Consider the following 15,963-nt stretch of genomic DNA (forward strand, 5'->3'; position numbering starts at 1 on the left):
ATGTACTCTTCCTGCATGAATTCCCTTAAACGAATTTGGGGAGCTCCTCAGCTTTTCTCGTCCATTGAAGAGACCTTGACTGCAACGCTGAGCTTTTCGGTGGCATTGCCCTTGAAGGTTCCGCGTACCGGGGGAACGTCGCCATAGTCACGGCCTGAGCCGATTTTGATATAGCGCTCATCGACAAAGAGCGTGCTGTGAGTCGGATCCATGCCGATCCACCCTTTTTCCCTCCCGCAGTAGACTTCGCACCATGCATGGCTGGCCTCATCGCGTCCGTCGGGGGTGCTGCCTCCGAAGAGGTAGCCGCTGACGTAGCGGGCAGGAACGCCGAGGTAGCGGCAGGTGGCAAGCATGATGTGGGCAAAGTCCTGGCAGACCCCGCGCCCGAGAGCCATAACGACCGCACTGGTGCTGTGCACGTCGGTTACTCCGGGCTCATAGATGAAGGATTCGTTGATGTGGCGGCAGATCGATTCAGCAAGCTGGGCACTGTCTGAATTCGTGGCAAAACAGGTAGTAAAATCGCGGACGGCAGGGTCAAAATGGACATAACGGCTTTCGCAGGAAAAATCCATCAGGTAGATATCTTCATCATCGGCGGCAGAGGTGTTTCCAATACCGGTTTCCACAACGGATGTCGCTACAATTTTTACCCGTTTGTGACTCTGAAGGAGGTTGAAGTGGTTGACGCAGTTACCGTAGAAATCGGTGTATTCGAAAATAGTGGCAGGGGGATCAACCTGAAGCTTGAAGCTTGCACATCGCTGAGGCGCGGCGTGGTTGTTGCTCGGGTGGAGCCTTACCTCTGTTGCTGTTTCATAGATCGGGGTATCATACTCAAACAGGGTCGCGTGTTCAACTTTTAAAATCATTCGATTGGTGATTGTGTCGGTTTATTGCTGCTGCTGCTGCTGCTGCTGTTGAGCCTGGCTCCAGTTGGCTCGTCCGCCAGCCACTCCGGTAAAGGGAAGCGCTTCATCGGCATCCTGCGGTTCGATTTCCGGTGTATGATAGGCAAAATAGGTCAGGTGCACCTGTTCTCCAATTTTCACAAGCCGCTGTTCAAGATCGGCAAGATAGAGATGCAGTCCTTTTGAGTAGATATCCTCGATGGAGGTGTAGCTCAGTTCGGCCTCCATTTTGCCGATAAGCCGGTCGGCATTGTTGACATAGCGATGCCGGGAGCTGCCCGATATCCGCCAGAGTGCATCTTCAGCGGCAGTTACCGAAAAGTTTATACTGCGCGGGAAGCTGCGGTCAAGAATCAGAAAACGCAGGATGTTGTCGGGATCGATCTTTGAGAGATAGACCTTTCGAAATGCTTCAAGGGCACTGCAGCTTTTCAGTACCGCCATCCACTGGATGATATCCACCGAGCCGGCTACAATATCGGTTGAATCTTCACTCTCCTCCAGCGAACTGTGCAGTTCCGGCAACAGCATGTGATATTTTACATCGATCAGGCGGGCAATGTTGTCGGTTCGTTCAAGGTATTTGGCAATCTGGATGAAGTCCCACCCTTCGTTGTGCGAGAAGGTGTTGTCGGTAATGCCCTGAAAGAGATGGGATGCATTTTTGATCTCCTTGTAGAAGCTGTAGGGGTCGTTATGCACGAACTGCGGCGTGACACTCTGAAGATAGTGGTAGAGGTTGTTGACCTGCTCCCACATTTCGCTTGAAATACTCTCGATGATGCTGCGTGCATTCTCTCTTGCCAGCCCGATACAGGAGGTGATGGAGTTCGGATTGTTTTTGTTGAACACCAGGTAGTCGGTAACGGTATGGGCGTTATACTCCTTATAGAGATCATTGAAACGCTCCCTGTCGCTGGTGACAAGAATGAGCGCTATCCAGTAGTTCGGATTCTCGGTATGCGTGATGTTGTTGAGGTCGAGCAGCAGATTGAAATTGACGTCGAGAAACCTTGCGGTATTTTCCGCCCTCTCAAAATAGCGGCTCATCCAGAAGAGCGATTCGGCAACACGGCTTAACATGATAATCAGGTATTAATTATTTATTCGTCTACAACCCAGGTATCCTTGCTTCCGCCGCCCTGAGAGGAGTTTACCACCAGCGATCCGCGCTTGAGCGCTACCCTTGTCAGGCCGCCGGGGACTATGGTAACCGTTTTGCCGTACAATACATAGGGGCGAAGGTCGATATGACATCCGAAGATCTCGCTGTCATTAAAAAAGCTCGGATGGCGCGAGAGTGAAATGGTCGGCTGAGCAATATAGTTGCGCGGATTGGCAACAATCATCTCGGCAAACTTCTCCTGCTCGGCAACGGTTGATTCCGGCCCGATCAGCATGCCGTATCCGCCTGATTCATTGGCCGCTTTCACGACCAGCGTATCGAGGTTTTCGAGAATGTATTTGAGATGGGCCGGTTTGCTCGGCAGCCATGTCGGTACTATCTGCAGTATGGGATCCTCACCGAGATAGTATTTGATGATATCGGGTGTAAAGCTGTAGATCACCTTGTCGTCAGCAACACCTGCGCCGATGGCATTGGCGAGTGCAACATTCCCTTTACGGTAGGCGTTGATGAGACCGGCAACGCCGAGCTTGGAGTCGGGCCGGAAGACCAGAGGATCGAGATAGTCATCGTCCACGCGGCGATAGATGACATCGACACGCTCAAGGCCCCGGGTGGTTCTGGTATAGACCTTGTTGTTATTGACAACAAGATCCTTCCCCTCGGTCAGTTCAACACCCATCTGGCGGGCAAGGAAGCTGTGTTCGAAGTATGCGGAGTTGTAGATTCCGGGGGTAAGCACCACCACATTGGGTTCGTTTCTTCGCACGGGGCTGATCTCCTGCAGGGTTCGCAGCAGCTCTTGCGGGTAGTTTTCGATCGGCCGGATCTTGTATTTTTCAAAGAGTACCGGGAATGCCCGCTTCATCGCCTGGCGGTTCTGCAGCATGTAGGATACGCCGCTCGGGGTGCGCAGGTTGTCTTCAAGTACCAGATAGTTGCCCTCACCGTCACGGATAATATCGCTTCCGGTGACATGAATGTAGATGCCGAGCGGGGGATTGACGCCGACAAACTCGCGCCGGAAGTGCTTGCTGCCGAGAACCAGTTCCGCGGGAATCACCTTGTCCTTGAGAATTTTCTGGCCATGATAGATATCGTGCAAAAAGGCGTTGAGCGCTGTGATCCGCTGTATCAGCCCTTTTTCAATAGTCTGCCACTCGTTTGCCGGTACCACTCTCGGGATAAGGTCGAAAGGGAAAATCCGTTCTATGCCCTCCTCCACGCCGTAGACGGTGAAGGTAATGCCCTGGTTTCGAAAGAAGATGTTGACTATCTGCCGACGGGCCTTGATGTCATCCAGTGAAAACTGGCCAAAACGGTGAAGCAGTTTGTCATAGTGCTGCCGGGGGATTCCCTCTTTTGAAATCACCTCATCAAAAAACCGGGCGGGATCTGCTTCGTAGCTCTCAAAAAAGCGGGTCATACGGCTCTGTCGTCTCGTTGCTGTCAGTTCCAATTACTATACGGTATATACTTAAAAAAATTCGGATAATTATGATTATGACCTAAAAAAGTTACAAAATTGAAGAAAATTACATTTTTCTGTTCCTGTTGCTCCTGTCGTGCAGGCTTTATCTGAGTGTTGTTCTTCTCCTCTGACCGGTGCGAGTCAGGGCGTTGCCGGAACGGCAGGGGAGAGCTCCGCCAACACAGGTTTCGATAGTAATGGTATTATTCTTAAATTGAATTTCAGGCCGGCTATATATCTGCCCGTCATAACGCATTAAACGAAATACACGAAATGAAAATACTGGTAACCGGTGCTGCCGGGTTTATAGGTTTTCACGTCTGCAAGCAGCTGCTTGAAAGGGGTGAAGAGGTAACGGGCATTGACAACATGAACGATTACTATGATGTTTCACTCAAGGAGGCAAGGCTGTCGATGCTGCTTCCCTATGCTGGGTTCCGCTTTGTAAGGATGGATATCGCTGACCGCACCGCGATGGAAGAGCTTTTCCGGTCGGGCGAATTTGAAAAGGTGGTCAACCTTGCCGCACAGGCCGGTGTGCGCTACTCCCTGATCAACCCCCATGCCTATATCGAGAGCAACATTGTGGGGTTTACCAATATTCTTGAAGGGTGCCGTCATAACGGGGTGAAGCATCTTGTCTACGCATCCTCAAGTTCGGTCTACGGTGCCAACGAGACCATGCCCTTTTCGGTACATGACAATGTCGATCATCCGCTCTCGCTCTATGCAGCCAGCAAAAAGGCCAACGAGCTGATGGCCCACACCTACAGCCATCTCTACAATCTACCGACAACCGGACTCCGTTTCTTTACCGTTTACGGCCCCTGGGGCAGACCGGATATGGCACTCTTTCTTTTTACCGATGCCATAGTCAACAACAAACCCATCAAGGTTTTCAACTACGGCAAGCACCGTCGCGACTTTACCTTTGTCGATGATATTACCGAAGGGATTATCAGGACGCTCGATCACACTGCCGAGCCCAATCCCGAGTGGTCGGGTCTGAAGCCTGATCCCGGAACGAGCAGGGCTCCCTGGAGGGTTTACAATATCGGCAACAGCAATCCGGTCGATCTGATGGACTACATCAAGGCGATTGAAGATCAGCTTGGCAAAACCGCCGAAAAGGAGTATCTGCCGCTTCAGCCCGGCGATGTGCCCGACACCTATGCCGATGTTGATCAGTTGATGCAGGATGTTCACTACAAGCCCGAAACAACCGTTCAGGAGGGAATAAAGCGGTTTGTGGCGTGGTACCGGGAGTACTACAAGGTGAAGCTGTAAATAAGCACATTAGCTCGAATAGAGCTGCAATTCCGTTCAAGCCTCTCAAGCTCTTTATAGGACCCATAAGTCGTATGGGTCCTATAGGTCCTATGGAAGAATAAGAGTGCTATACCGGGGGCATAGTTAACCTGTGCCCCCGGTATTTTTTTTACTCCGGCTTCATGTGGGGGAAGAAGATGACGTCCCTTATGGAGTCCTGGCCGGTAATGAGCATAACCATGCGGTCGATGCCGATTCCGAGGCCTGCGCATGGCGGCATGCCGTACTCAAGGGCTCGAAGGAAGTCCTCATCAACAATCATGGCCTCTTCATCTCCGCGCTGGCGGAGTTTTGCCTGAGATTCAAGCCGTTCACGCTGAACAACCGGATCGTTCAGCTCTGAAAAGGAGTTACACACCTCTTTTCCGCCGACAATCAATTCAAAGCGCTCAACAATTCCCGGCTGTGAACGGTGCTCCTTGGCAAGGGGAGACATCTCGGTGGGATAGTCGGTGATAAAGGTCGGCTGAATAAGCTTTGGTTCTACAAACTCGCCGAATATCTCGTCGATAATCTTGCCGCTGCTGATTTTGGGATCGAGTTCAAGTCCGAGATCCTTGGCGACATTTCGAAGCTCCACCTCGGACTTCCCTCTGATATTCTTGCCGCTGTACTCTTCGATGGCGTCGATAATGCTCAGACGTTTGAACGGCGGTTTCAGGCTGATTTCGTTGCCGAGAAAGAGCGTGACCTCGCTCTTGTTGACCTCAAGCGCAGTGCGGTAGAAGAGCTCCTCGACAAGCTCCATCATCCAGTTGTAATCCTTGTAGGCTACGTAGAGCTCGACCTGGGTGAACTCGGGGTTGTGGAAGCGGTCGATACCCTCATTGCGGAAATCCTTGGCAAATTCGAAGACCCCGTCAAACCCTCCGACAATGAGCCGTTTGAGATAGAGTTCGTTGGCTATGCGCAGGTAGAGTTCCATGTCGAGCGCATTGTGGTGTGTCGTGAAGGGACGGGCAGCGGCCCCTCCGTATATCGGCTGCAAAATAGGGGTTTCAACTTCAAGCCACCCTTGTGACGAGAAGAACTGCCGCATGAAAGATACAACGGCACTCCGCTTGACAAAGGTCTGTCGGACTTCAGGGTTGACAATCAGATCAACATAGCGCTGACGGTAGCGCTGCTCGCGGTCGCTGAATGCGTCAAAAACCACCTTCTCGCCATCAACCTCCTTCTCCTTCGGAACAGGAATGGGGCGTAGCGATTTACTGAGCAGTTCAAATGATTCGGCATGAACCGAGATCTCTCCGGTTCTCGTTTTGAAGGTATAGCCTTTGACGCCTACAATATCACCGATATCAAGCAGTTTGAAGGTGTCGTAGGCCGTGTCACCCACTTCATCCTTTTTCAGGTAGATCTGGATTTTTCCCCTTGAATCCTGGATATGGAAGAACGATGCCTTGCCCATCTTTCTGATGGTCATGATTCTGCCTGCAACGGCAACCGGCTCTTTGGCCTCTTCGAGGAAGTTTGCAATAATATCCAGGGAGAAGCTGGTGACATCGAAATGGCATGGGTAGGGGTTTATTCCGGCGTCAAGAAGGTGCTGCCGCTCTTCAAGCCGGCGCTGCATCTGGTCGTTCAGTGAGAGCTGGGGCGTCTGGTCTGGTGTATGCTGGTTATCCGGATTCTGTGCGTTTTCCTTGCTCATGATTACTTTTGCCTTGAAATTCTGGAGGTGAAAAAATATGGTTGGTACAAAGCACCCCTTTCGTCAGGAGGCTATACGGGTTTTATACCAGACAAATGGAATGGTGCGGATTTTCTGATAGAAAGAGCGATAGGCGCGTTTTGAAAAGACATCGTATCCGTTTTTTTCTATCGCATTTAAAATGTTGCAGTAATTAATGCTGCTGATACCGACGGCAAAGCGGCTATGCTTTTCAAGCATGGGAATCCCTTTTTCAGAAGAGCGATAGTAGCTTCTTGCCCGCTCAATCTGAAACTTTATGAGATTCCGGAAGTTTTCATTATTGGTTTTCTTCATGAACTCCTCCTCTGAATAGTTGAAGCGGCGGAGATCTTCAAGAGGGAGGTAGATTCTTCCGCGGTCAACATCTTCCCCGATGTCGCGCAGGATGTTGGTAAGCTGCATGGCTATACCAAGTTCAATGGCGTGCTGCAGTGCCTGTTTGTCGCGGTAACCGAAAATTTCGGAAGTCATGAGCCCGACAACCGAGGCGACCTTGTAGCAGTAGACATAGAGCTCCTCAAAGGTTTCGAAGGGTTTGAACACAATATCCATGGCAACGCCGTCCATCAGGTCGAGCGGGTACTCTATCGGAATCGGGAAACTTTTGAGCGTATCCTGCCAGGCCATCAGGATAGGGTCATTTACACTCTCGCCGGCATAACAGGCTTTAAGTCTTGATTTCCACCCTTCAAGCAGGCGCTGAATCTCCTCTTTGGTAATCTGGCCGTTTGTCAGCTTCTCCTCGGCCATATCCACCAGATCGTCCACCGTGCGCAAGAGGGCGTAGATTGCAAATATCGGGTTCTGCTGCCTTTTTGGCAGAAAGAGGGTTGCAAGGTAGAATGTTTTTGCGTGATGCTGTGAAATCTGCCGACAGTATTGATAAGCGTTTTCAAGCGTTATCCTCTTTTCAGGATCCTTGATGGCAGTTTTTCCGTTATAGCTGTAGTTCATCTGACATCCGCGCTTATATTAGCCTGTTCCTGTCATCACAGCTCGTTTACCCGTTTACGGTATGCCGTGAAAGAAAAATGTGTAACTTTTTACGTAACGAGTTTGTTTACAAGAAGAGTTGTCAAGATAAAACAATGGTTGTAATATAGCAACATGCCAGGTTACAGATCGTTTTCATTTAAATAGTTACATAATTACATCCCCCTTTTGAATACTCTTCCTTCTGATAATAAACGGGAAAAGGCTGTTCTTGTCGGTCTCTGTTCCCAGCCTGAAACACCCCGCGCTCTTGTAGAGGAGTATCTTGCTGAACTGGCTTTTCTTGCTGATACGGCCGGTGCCGATGTCATTGAATCGTACATACAGGAGAAAAAAATTCGCGATCCGGCCTACTGCATCGGAAAGGGGAAGGTTGATGAACTGATTCCGTTTGTCAAAGAGCATGAGGTCGATCTTGTGATTTTTGATGATGATCTTACACCCGGTCAGGCCAGAAACCTTGAGCGGGCGCTTGAGTGCAAGGTGATTGACCGTACAGGTCTGATCCTGCAGATTTTTGCCATAAGGGCGCAGTCTGCCCAGGCCAGGATGCAGGTTGAACTTGCCCAGCTTGAATATATGCTGCCCCGCCTCTCCGGAGCCTGGACCCATCTTTCAAAACAGAAGGGAGGTATCGGCAGCAAGGGGCCGGGTGAGACCCAGATCGAGACCGACCGCCGTCTGGTCCGTAACCGAATCTCCCTGCTGAAAAAAAAGCTTCGCGAGGTTTCGCTGCAGCATAATACCCAGACCAGAGGCCGTCAGACGGTGCCGAGGGTTGCACTTGTCGGCTACACCAATGCCGGCAAGTCCACCCTCATGAATATTCTCTGTCCTGAGGCAGAGGCTTTTGCCGAAAACCGTCTTTTCGCCACGCTCGATACCAAAACCCGAAGGCTGGAGCTGAGTATCAACAAGCTGGTTCTGCTCTCCGATACGGTCGGTTTTATCCGTAAACTGCCGCACCATCTTGTTGAAAGTTTCAAGTCAACGCTTGATGAGGTCCTTCAGGCCGATTTTCTGCTTCATGTGATTGATATCAGTCATCCCGGCTTTGAGGATCAGATGCAGGTGGTGCGCGAGACCCTCAAGGAGCTTGGCGTTGATCATGAAAACTTCATTGAGGTGTTCAACAAGATCGATGCGCTTGAAGATCAGGAGCTCCTGAAGTCAATACGGGCTAAATATCCTGACGCGGTCTTTATTTCCGCAGCAAGGGGTGTGAACATCCCTGTTCTCAAGGAGATTATCGGAAAGTATGTTGCCCGTGACTACAAGGAGCGGAAAATTCTGACGCATGTCTCCAACTACAAACTGATCGGTTATCTTTACGAGAATACCGAAGTGATTGAGAAGCGCTATCTTGATGAGGATGTTGAACTGACCTTCAGGGTGCATAAAAACAGGATCAAACATATCGATGCACTTGTCGGTGCATCAGAACCACTCCACTATGACATTACAGATTCATAATACCACCAGAAGGGAGGTTCCCGAGCAGCTGCTCAGCGATGCTGTACTTCTGGTTCTTGAAACCGAAGAGTTTACCGTTGACTCTGTTGTCGGTGTCTATTGCGGCAATAAAATGATCCAGCGTATCAACCGGGAGTTTCTCGGCCATGACTATCCTACTGATACGGTCACCTTCCGGTACAGCAAGGATCGTGAAGTTGATGGTGAGTTTTATATTTCACTTGATGTTGTGCGGGAAAACGCCGCCAGATTTGATGCCGATTTTCTCCAGGAGCTTCTTCGCGTAACCATTCATTCGGCCCTGCATCTCATCGGCTACGATGATCAGTCGCCGGAAGAGAGGGCAGGCATGCAGGAGAAAGAGGCTTTCTATCTCGCCCGTCTTGCCCGGAACTAACCTGTTAAAATTTCCCGAATCATGAAGAGCAGCAACGATTTTGATTCTTCGCAGCCGAAACCGTCGTTCTGGCGCCGTTTTCTTCTTGTTACCACCATGCTTGTTATGCTGCTGCTTGCCGGCGGGATTGTTGTTGTTCGCTACCTTGGTGAACGAAAGCTGGACGAGCAGAGAGAGCTTGCCGGGAGCCGGTTTGTCGATTTGCAGCGTCAGGATATTGCCCTCTTTGCAGTTCCTCTTTCCTGGTCGGTCAGAAAGGAGCTTATCAAACAAAACTATGAGCAGATTGATGAGTATTTCAGTCAGCTTGTAAAAAGAAAAGGGTTCGGCTTGATCATGCTTGTTGATCCCTCCGGTACCGTCAGGGTATCGACAGACCGGAAAATTCAGGGGAGCTCTTTTTATCTTCGCTATCCCGGTTTCCGCCTTGATGCTCCGGGAACGGTATCGTATCGTGTCAGGGAAGGAGAAAGCCTCTACCTTGTTCCGGTCATGGGACTGAACGAGAAGATCGGTACCATTGCTTTTCTTTACCGGTACCGGACGTTTTCACTGCCCTGAGGGAGTTTTGGTCCGCCGCTGTTCTTCTGTTTTAACCCTGTGATTGCTTCGCTGGTCCCCCTTATGTAACTAAAGGGTTCCGGGTATCGTGAGGTATTTTCCCCGCTCATTCTCTGCGTTCAATTCCGGATAGGGCCCGCAATAGCCAACTATAAAGGAAAATATATTGAGAGGGGAAAATACATGCTTTTTTTTATAGAGTACAAAATAATTCCGATGAAAATATTAGATTAAAATGAAGATTTACTTTGTGGAGACAGTGTGAAGTTGAGTTCTTTTCATGCATTAACAATAAAAATAAAATAAAAATGAAAACAGTCAGCCCTTTATTCAAAACTCTGATAATTCCGGCAATGCTTTTGCTTGGAGCCTGCGGCAGTGAAAAGGAAGTTGCGGTTGCACCTCCTCCTCCCCCTCCGCCGGCAGTTGTTCCTGTTCTCGGTGATGTATTTTTTGATTTTGATAAATCAGATATTCGCACCGATGCGGTTGATCAGCTCAAGACCAATGCTCAGTGGTTACAGGCAAATCCCTCCCAAAAAGTGGTTGTTGAAGGCCATTGCGACAACAGGGGTACTGCCGAGTATAACCTTGCGCTTGGCGAACGCCGTGCAGCTGCAGCCAGAGATTTCGTTGTTAATCTTGGCACCGATGCCGCCCGTGTTAAGACGGTCAGCTATGGCGAGGAGAGACCATTTGCACAGGGAAACACCGAAGAGGCCTGGGCTCAGAACAGACGCGCTCACTTCGTTGGTGAATAAGAAGATCAGGGTGTAAACACACTCTTTGGGGCAGGCAGTGAAAATGCCTGCCCTTTTTTTTATCCATCAAACACCCTTTTCGTTGAATGTTCGATGGTTTGCACCCTCTTCATGTGCATTTTCCCTCTGTAACCGTATGGTTTCTTTTCTGATTTTGTAAGTTCTTCTGATTGCTACTTGCGAATTAACATTCAAGGAGAGGGTACGATGAACGACGTGAAAAATCAGGACGCAGAGAGAGTTGTAGTGACGGATATCCGCATGCCTTTCTGGTCCATGGTCCTGTTTATGGTGAAGATGGTTTTTGCAAGCATTCCCGCGCTTATTATTTTTTCAGCAGTGATCTCGTTGATCATGACACTCCTGATGACACTTTTCGGTACCATGTGGGGCTTTCACAGCGTGTTTCAGGAGGGCCCTTCATTTTAAGTTTCAGCACAGGAGTTTCTTCAAGCATAAAAAACGTTATGGCTCTTACCCTAAGCGAGCGTCACGGATGCGTGATGCAATCGGAAATCCGCAATATGTCGAATGAGTGCCGTCGCGTCGGCGGCATCAATCTTTCGCAGGGAGTCTGTGATACTCCTGTACCTGATATCGTTCAGGAGGGTGCACGGGAGGCGATCCGGGAGGGGGTGAATACCTATACCCACTATGCCGGTCTGTTGACTCTCCGGGAGGCTGTTGCCCAGAAGCAGAAACGATTTTCCGGAATCAATGTCGATCCCGAGTCGGAAATTATTGTCAGTGCCGGTGCGACGGGGGCGCTTTATTGTGCGTTTCAGGCCCTGTTGAACCCCGGAGATGAGGTGATTCTTTTTGAGCCCTTCTACGGCTATCATGTCAGCACGCTGCAGGCGTCGGAAGCCGTACCGGTCTATCTTCCTCTTCGTCTTCCCGACTGGTCGTTCAGCACTCATGACCTGGAGCATCTGGTGACGCCGCGAACGAAAGGGATCATTGTCAATACGCCGGCCAACCCCTCCGGAAAGGTCTTTACCACTGAAGAGCTTGAGCTGATCGCTCTGTTTGCGGAGCGTTATGATCTGTTTGTCTTTACTGATGAGATATACGAGCATTTTCTCTATGGCGGCCGGACTCACCACTCATTTTCCGCCCTCCCGGGCATGAAGGAGAGGACCATTACGGTATCGGGTGCATCAAAAACCTTCAGCGTCACCGGCTGGAGGATCGGCTATGCTCTCTGTGATGCGCGCTGGGCACAGGCTATCGGCTACTTCAATGATCTTGTCTACGTCTGTGCACCTGCTCCTCTCCAGATCGGCGTTGCAAAAGGATTGCTTGAGCTTGGTGACGACTATTACCGGGCACTTTCCGTTGAATATGAAGCGAAGCGGGACCTCTTCTGCCGTGCCCTTACACGGGCAGGGCTTGTGCCCTCCATTCCCGATGGCGCCTATTATGTGCTTGCCGATGTATCCCGTATACCCGGCAAGAGTGCCAAAGAGCGGGCCATGCACATCCTCCGGAAGAGCGGGGTCGCCAGCGTGCCTGCCAGTGCATTCTATCATGATGGCCGTGGCGAGTCGATGGTTCGCTTCTGTTTTGCCAAAGAGGATGCTGTACTGGAGGAGGCAGGCCATCGCCTTCAGATCCTGGCCTGAAGGGAAACTTTTTTCAGAGCGACGCCATCAACCATAAGAAGCGCAGCAGTACACTCTCTTTTTCTGACAGATGAAACCCCTCACCCCTCATTGTTGTTACCATTAACTGGCTCTCGGGAGTAGTTAACCAAACAGAAGAGGGAGTAGTAATGAATATTGTTGAAAGGGTATCCGTAGCCTGTCCTTACTGCGGAGAGCTTATGGAGCTTCAGGTTGATTGCTCGGAAGGGGATCAGGAGTTTCAGGAGGATTGTCCGGTTTGCTGCAAACCGGTCACCGTTTCGGTGGCATTTTCGGATAAAGGAATTACATCGGTGGAGGCCAGACCGGAAGAGTAGGCCGCTGAACGCAACTCCGGCGGATTCCGGATCGGATGGAGTTCGTTTCTAAAAAAAAGCTGAAACCGAAGCTGTAAGCCGAATTCTGTGGATTATCCGGAGTCCGGATAAAACTGCAGCCATTTATCTGATGCGGCTTACCCGAAAACTCTCCTTTCGGAATTGAACGGGCCGCTCTCTTTCCCCGGAGGGAAAAGTTTTCCTATTTAGCCTTGCTTCGGGGAGGTTTGCCAAGCGCAGTGCATTACTGCACTGCCTGGTGGTCTCTTACACCGCCGTTTCACCCTTACTCCGGCCGTCCGGAGCGGTCTGTTTTCTGTTGCACTCTCTGTGATAACCGGCTTGCGCCGTCATCCCCGGGCTTGAGCCTTTCGGCTCTCGACCGGCACCCTGCCCTGTGAAGTTCGGACTTTCCTCTGTGCGGCCTGATGCTGCACAGCGACTGCACACTTGCGGTTTCAGCAATTATAACAACTCTAATGGAACTGCGATCGTTCCGGCACCGGAGTGCCTCTCTTCTCCTTACAACTCGGCTTCTTCAAAAAGGCGCTCATGGACTACAATCCGGCCGCATGACTCGCAAAGATAGAAGCCACCCTGCACAATCATGGTGTGACGGTTGGTCGGAACCCTGGTATTACATCCTGAACAGGCATTTCTGTTCAGCCTGACGACTGCATTCTGCAGGGTGCCGCTTCTGAGATGGTCATATTTATCAAGCAGGCGTCTGGCCTCTTTGGTAATAAGTGCACGCTGAGCAGCAACCTTTTTCTTCAGGGAGTCAACATCCTCGGCGGTTTCAATAACAATTCCCTCCAGCTCCTCTCTTTTCTGTTCGAGCTGCCGGGTAAGATCTTCAAGCTGCTGCTGGAGAATATCGTCCGGCATCATCTCTTCTGAAATTTCGTCATAGCGGTTCTCGGTGATAAGCTGACGGCCTTTCTGCTGAATCTCCTGTGCACGCTGTTCTGCATGAGCAATGTCCTGAAGCTGGATTTCCGCCTGGGCTATCTCCTTCTCTTCATATTCAATCTGCTTGGAAAGTGCATCATACTCCTTGTTATTGCGGGCGAGTGTCTGCTTCTCCTTGAAGGATCTGATTTTGTCCTTGCACTCGTTGATGGTTTCATGGAGCTTCTGACGCAGTTTCAGGTGATCATCGGCAACTTTTTTGCGTGACTCGATCTGGCGATTGGTAAAGGCCAGGTCTTCATCAAGTGCGGTTATCTCCTCCGGGAGACCTTTCTGAAGGCTGACGATGCTTTCTATCTGGTTGTCAAGATGCTGTAGCCTGACAAGAAGGTTTATTTTGGTATGATCCACTACGGCTGATGGTTTGGATTGTTAAATCATAAAAAAAGCACCTTTTCCGGGAAAAGGTGCGCACCCTGCTGTGTATGTAAGAAAGCCTGTCTGATCGTTATCGATCGCAGAACATGTATTGTGTGATTTCATCTGCATATCGCGGTAGATTTTTTTGTGCCCGAAAGGAGACTCGAACTCCTACACCTTGCGGCGCGCGTCCCTGAAACGCGTGCGTCTACCAATTCCGCCATTCGGGCAATGCGTTATGCTTCAACCGGAGCAAAAAGCAGACTCTTTTCTGTCTTACGTGACGAATAGAGAGCGTTACTTGATCTCCTTGTGCAGGGTATGACGCTGCAGGTTGGGATTGTACTTCTTCAAGATAAGACGATCAGTCGTATTTTTCTTGTTTTTTGTGGTTGTATATCGTGAAACCGTTTTTCCTTCCTTTTTTGCTTCAGTGCACTCAAGGGTGATAACGATTCTGTTTTCCTTTCCTTTTGCCATGGTAACCCCGATCCGGTATAAGTTGTAAAGAGTTGTGAATATAAACCCTTCAGGGTGAATTTGCAAGTTAAGGGTTTTTTCTTTCCGTGATAACGTGAGAAAGAGTATTTTTAACCTGCCTCAGGGCAGAGCCCTTTGCGCCTTTGATCTGGAGTGTATCGCTATAAAAATTCAATAACCGGAACCAACACCGTGCTCGACAGTAATCTAATTCACTATAACGGCAGAACGCTCTCCTGTGACGGGATCTCACTTGAAAAGCTTGCCGACACCTTTGGAACCCCTCTTTTTGTGACCGCGGCAAAGAGTCTTGCCGGAAGTTACAGGGCTTTCGAGCATGCGTTTGCCGATTTGCCGCATTTTACCTGCTATTCAGTCAAAGCCAACTATAATCTGTCGGTTATCAGAACATTTGCTGAACTCGGTTGCGGATGTGATGTCAATTCAGGAGGAGAACTCTTCCGTGCCCTCAAGGCTGGGGTGGCAGCTGAAAAAATCATCTTTGCCGGAGTCGGCAAGAAACCTGAAGAGATTGCCTACGCACTCAAAAGCGGGGTGCTTATGCTCAAGGCAGAGTCGCTTTCAGAACTTCGCGCCATCAATCGTATTGCCGGGGAGCTTGAAGTCACCGCGAACATCGCAATCAGAATCAATCCAAATGTCACGGCCGAAACACACCCGTACATCACTACCGGTGACAGCAAGGAGAAGTTCGGTATTGATGAAGGGGAGCTTCCTGCAGTTTTTGCGTTGCTTCCCCAGCTGCAGAATCTCCGTCTGATCGGGCTGGATATGCATATAGGATCGCAGATATTTGATCCGGAATACTATGTGGCGGCAACCACCAAGCTGCTCGATATCTTCAGCGCCACAAAGGAGATGGGTTTCGGGGTTGCATATCTCGATATAGGCGGAGGGTTTCCGGTGACCTACGATCCGCTTAAACCGGCCACACCGATTGCTCATTTCGCCGAAAAGCTTATTCCGATGCTCAAGCCTGCCGGTGTTACGGTTATTTTTGAGCCCGGCCGCTCTTTTGTTGCCAATGCATCAGTACTGCTGACCAGGATTCTCTATAAAAAGCGGAATCATACCGGCAAGGAGTTTTTTGTTGTTGATGCGGGAATGACCGAGCTGATCCGGCCGGCGCTCTATCAGGCTCACCATGAAATTCTTGCCGTGACCAGTCATGAACAATCTGTTGTTGCCGATGTGGTCGGGCCGGTCTGCGAGTCAAGCGACTTTTTTGCCCGCCATCGTGAAATTGATGCGGCTGAAGAGGGAGAGCTGCTTGCAGTGATGTCCGCCGGTGCCTATGCCGCCGTTATGGGCAGCAACTACAATGGCCGGCTGCGTCCTGCGGAGGTTCTTGTCAATGGAAGCGAGGTGAAGCTGATCCGGAAACGTGAGACCTATGAACAGCTCATCCAGAATGAACTGCTCTGAGCTGGCCGGTTTCCGGGTTGA

Annotated in this window: 16 protein-coding genes, 1 tRNA gene and 1 other RNA gene; 9 read left to right on the forward strand and 9 right to left on the reverse strand. The window is 50.3% G+C overall.

Annotation, left to right across the window (positions count from 1 at the left end):
- Nucleotides 1–47: 47 nt before the first annotated feature.
- From G9409_RS09380 to G9409_RS09390, 3 genes are read right to left on the reverse strand one after another with little or no spacing between them, the layout of a single operon-like run.
- The gene (locus G9409_RS09380) at nt 48–875 is read right to left on the reverse strand and encodes a transglutaminase family protein (RefSeq protein WP_166808518.1); all 828 of its coding nucleotides are present in this window, start codon (nt 873–875) and stop codon (nt 48–50) included.
- Nucleotides 876–896: 21 nt separating this feature from the next.
- A complete protein-coding gene (locus G9409_RS09385) occupies nt 897–1,997 on the reverse strand; it encodes an alpha-E domain-containing protein (RefSeq protein WP_166808519.1) in 1,101 nt (366 codons plus the stop codon).
- A gap of 20 nt (nt 1,998–2,017) precedes the next feature.
- Nucleotides 2,018–3,466 carry a circularly permuted type 2 ATP-grasp protein gene (locus tag G9409_RS09390; protein WP_166808520.1) on the reverse strand — a complete coding sequence of 483 codons (1,449 nt, stop codon included), beginning with the start codon at nt 3,464–3,466 and terminating at the stop codon, nt 2,018–2,020.
- Between the two features lie 318 nt (nt 3,467–3,784).
- Here G9409_RS09390 and G9409_RS09395 point away from each other — a divergent pair, with 318 nt between their 5' ends.
- Nucleotides 3,785–4,798, forward strand: coding sequence for an NAD-dependent epimerase (locus G9409_RS09395; protein ID WP_166808521.1), 1,014 nt, complete (start codon nt 3,785–3,787; stop codon nt 4,796–4,798).
- Between the two features lie 151 nt (nt 4,799–4,949).
- Here G9409_RS09395 and lysS read toward each other — a convergent pair whose 3' ends face one another.
- Both lysS and G9409_RS09405 read right to left on the reverse strand, forming a co-directional pair.
- A complete protein-coding gene (lysS, locus tag G9409_RS09400; RefSeq protein ID WP_166808522.1) occupies nt 4,950–6,494 on the reverse strand; it encodes a lysine--tRNA ligase in 1,545 nt (514 codons plus the stop codon).
- A 63-nt stretch (nt 6,495–6,557) separates the two neighbouring features.
- On the reverse strand, nt 6,558–7,490 hold the full coding sequence (locus G9409_RS09405) for a phytoene/squalene synthase family protein (protein ID WP_166808523.1): 933 nt from the start codon (nt 7,488–7,490) through the stop codon (nt 6,558–6,560).
- Nucleotides 7,491–7,697: 207 nt separating this feature from the next.
- On the opposite strand from G9409_RS09405, the gene hflX reads away from it, so the two are divergent.
- From hflX to G9409_RS09440, 7 genes are all read left to right on the forward strand, one after another.
- Complete coding sequence (gene hflX, locus G9409_RS09410; RefSeq protein WP_166808524.1) at nt 7,698–9,002, forward strand: GTPase HflX; 1,305 nt, start codon at nt 7,698–7,700, stop codon at nt 9,000–9,002.
- Nucleotides 8,983–9,399, forward strand: coding sequence for an rRNA maturation RNase YbeY (ybeY, locus tag G9409_RS09415; RefSeq protein ID WP_166808525.1), 417 nt, complete (start codon nt 8,983–8,985; stop codon nt 9,397–9,399). Before hflX ends, ybeY begins: the two co-directional genes overlap by 20 nt.
- 21 nt (nt 9,400–9,420) lie before the next feature.
- Nucleotides 9,421–9,960: a hypothetical protein gene (locus G9409_RS09420; protein ID WP_166808526.1), complete on the forward strand. Its 540-nt coding sequence runs from the start codon at nt 9,421–9,423 to the stop codon at nt 9,958–9,960.
- A gap of 308 nt (nt 9,961–10,268) precedes the next feature.
- A complete protein-coding gene (gene pal / locus G9409_RS09425; RefSeq protein ID WP_166808527.1) occupies nt 10,269–10,721 on the forward strand; it encodes a peptidoglycan-associated lipoprotein Pal in 453 nt (150 codons plus the stop codon).
- 207 nt (nt 10,722–10,928) lie between these two features.
- Complete coding sequence (locus G9409_RS09430) at nt 10,929–11,150, forward strand: hypothetical protein (RefSeq protein ID WP_166808528.1); 222 nt, start codon at nt 10,929–10,931, stop codon at nt 11,148–11,150.
- A gap of 38 nt (nt 11,151–11,188) precedes the next feature.
- Nucleotides 11,189–12,346: a pyridoxal phosphate-dependent aminotransferase gene (locus G9409_RS09435; protein WP_166808529.1), complete on the forward strand. Its 1,158-nt coding sequence runs from the start codon at nt 11,189–11,191 to the stop codon at nt 12,344–12,346.
- A 149-nt stretch (nt 12,347–12,495) separates the two neighbouring features.
- The gene (locus G9409_RS09440) at nt 12,496–12,684 is read left to right on the forward strand and encodes a CPXCG motif-containing cysteine-rich protein (RefSeq protein ID WP_166808530.1); all 189 of its coding nucleotides are present in this window, start codon (nt 12,496–12,498) and stop codon (nt 12,682–12,684) included.
- Nucleotides 12,685–12,742: 58 nt separating this feature from the next.
- On the opposite strand, the gene rnpB is transcribed toward G9409_RS09440, so the two are convergent.
- From rnpB to rpmG, 4 genes are all read right to left on the reverse strand, one after another.
- An RNA gene (gene rnpB / locus G9409_RS09445) (RNase P RNA component class A) lies at nt 12,743–13,143 on the reverse strand.
- A gap of 63 nt (nt 13,144–13,206) precedes the next feature.
- Nucleotides 13,207–14,007: a zinc ribbon domain-containing protein gene (locus G9409_RS09450; protein WP_006367119.1), complete on the reverse strand. Its 801-nt coding sequence runs from the start codon at nt 14,005–14,007 to the stop codon at nt 13,207–13,209.
- Between the two features lie 157 nt (nt 14,008–14,164).
- A tRNA-Leu gene (locus G9409_RS09455) sits at nt 14,165–14,246 on the reverse strand.
- A 67-nt stretch (nt 14,247–14,313) separates the two neighbouring features.
- Nucleotides 14,314–14,496 carry a 50S ribosomal protein L33 gene (gene rpmG, locus G9409_RS09460; RefSeq protein ID WP_076789353.1) on the reverse strand — a complete coding sequence of 61 codons (183 nt, stop codon included), beginning with the start codon at nt 14,494–14,496 and terminating at the stop codon, nt 14,314–14,316.
- Between the two features lie 192 nt (nt 14,497–14,688).
- Between rpmG and lysA the strand changes: the two genes are divergently transcribed.
- Nucleotides 14,689–15,942 carry a diaminopimelate decarboxylase gene (gene lysA, locus G9409_RS09465; RefSeq protein WP_166808531.1) on the forward strand — a complete coding sequence of 418 codons (1,254 nt, stop codon included), beginning with the start codon at nt 14,689–14,691 and terminating at the stop codon, nt 15,940–15,942.
- Nucleotides 15,943–15,963 lie beyond the last annotated feature (21 nt).

Source organism: Candidatus Chlorobium masyuteum (assembly GCF_011601315.1).
In the GTDB taxonomy this organism is placed as follows: Bacteria; Bacteroidota; Chlorobiia; order Chlorobiales; family Chlorobiaceae; genus Chlorobium; species Chlorobium masyuteum.

Bases quoted from the DNA above. Each gene is read 5' to 3' on its own strand.
- G9409_RS09380 (WP_166808518.1), bottom strand. From the start codon at position 875: ATGATTTTAAAAGTTGAACACGCGACCCTGTTTGAGTATGATACCCCG.
- G9409_RS09385 (WP_166808519.1), bottom strand. From the start codon at position 1,997: ATGTTAAGCCGTGTTGCCGAATCGCTCTTCTGGATGAGCCGCTATTTT.
- G9409_RS09390 (WP_166808520.1), bottom strand. From the start codon at position 3,466: ATGACCCGCTTTTTTGAGAGCTACGAAGCAGATCCCGCCCGGTTTTTT.
- G9409_RS09395 (WP_166808521.1), top strand. From the start codon at position 3,785: ATGAAAATACTGGTAACCGGTGCTGCCGGGTTTATAGGTTTTCACGTC.
- lysS (WP_166808522.1), bottom strand. From the start codon at position 6,494: ATGAGCAAGGAAAACGCACAGAATCCGGATAACCAGCATACACCAGAC.
- G9409_RS09405 (WP_166808523.1), bottom strand. From the start codon at position 7,490: ATGAACTACAGCTATAACGGAAAAACTGCCATCAAGGATCCTGAAAAG.
- ybeY (WP_166808525.1), top strand. From the start codon at position 8,983: ATGACATTACAGATTCATAATACCACCAGAAGGGAGGTTCCCGAGCAG.
- G9409_RS09420 (WP_166808526.1), top strand. From the start codon at position 9,421: ATGAAGAGCAGCAACGATTTTGATTCTTCGCAGCCGAAACCGTCGTTC.
- pal (WP_166808527.1), top strand. From the start codon at position 10,269: ATGAAAACAGTCAGCCCTTTATTCAAAACTCTGATAATTCCGGCAATG.
- G9409_RS09430 (WP_166808528.1), top strand. From the start codon at position 10,929: ATGAACGACGTGAAAAATCAGGACGCAGAGAGAGTTGTAGTGACGGAT.
- G9409_RS09435 (WP_166808529.1), top strand. From the start codon at position 11,189: ATGGCTCTTACCCTAAGCGAGCGTCACGGATGCGTGATGCAATCGGAA.
- G9409_RS09440 (WP_166808530.1), top strand. From the start codon at position 12,496: ATGAATATTGTTGAAAGGGTATCCGTAGCCTGTCCTTACTGCGGAGAG.
- rpmG (WP_076789353.1), bottom strand. From the start codon at position 14,496: ATGGCAAAAGGAAAGGAAAACAGAATCGTTATCACCCTTGAGTGCACT.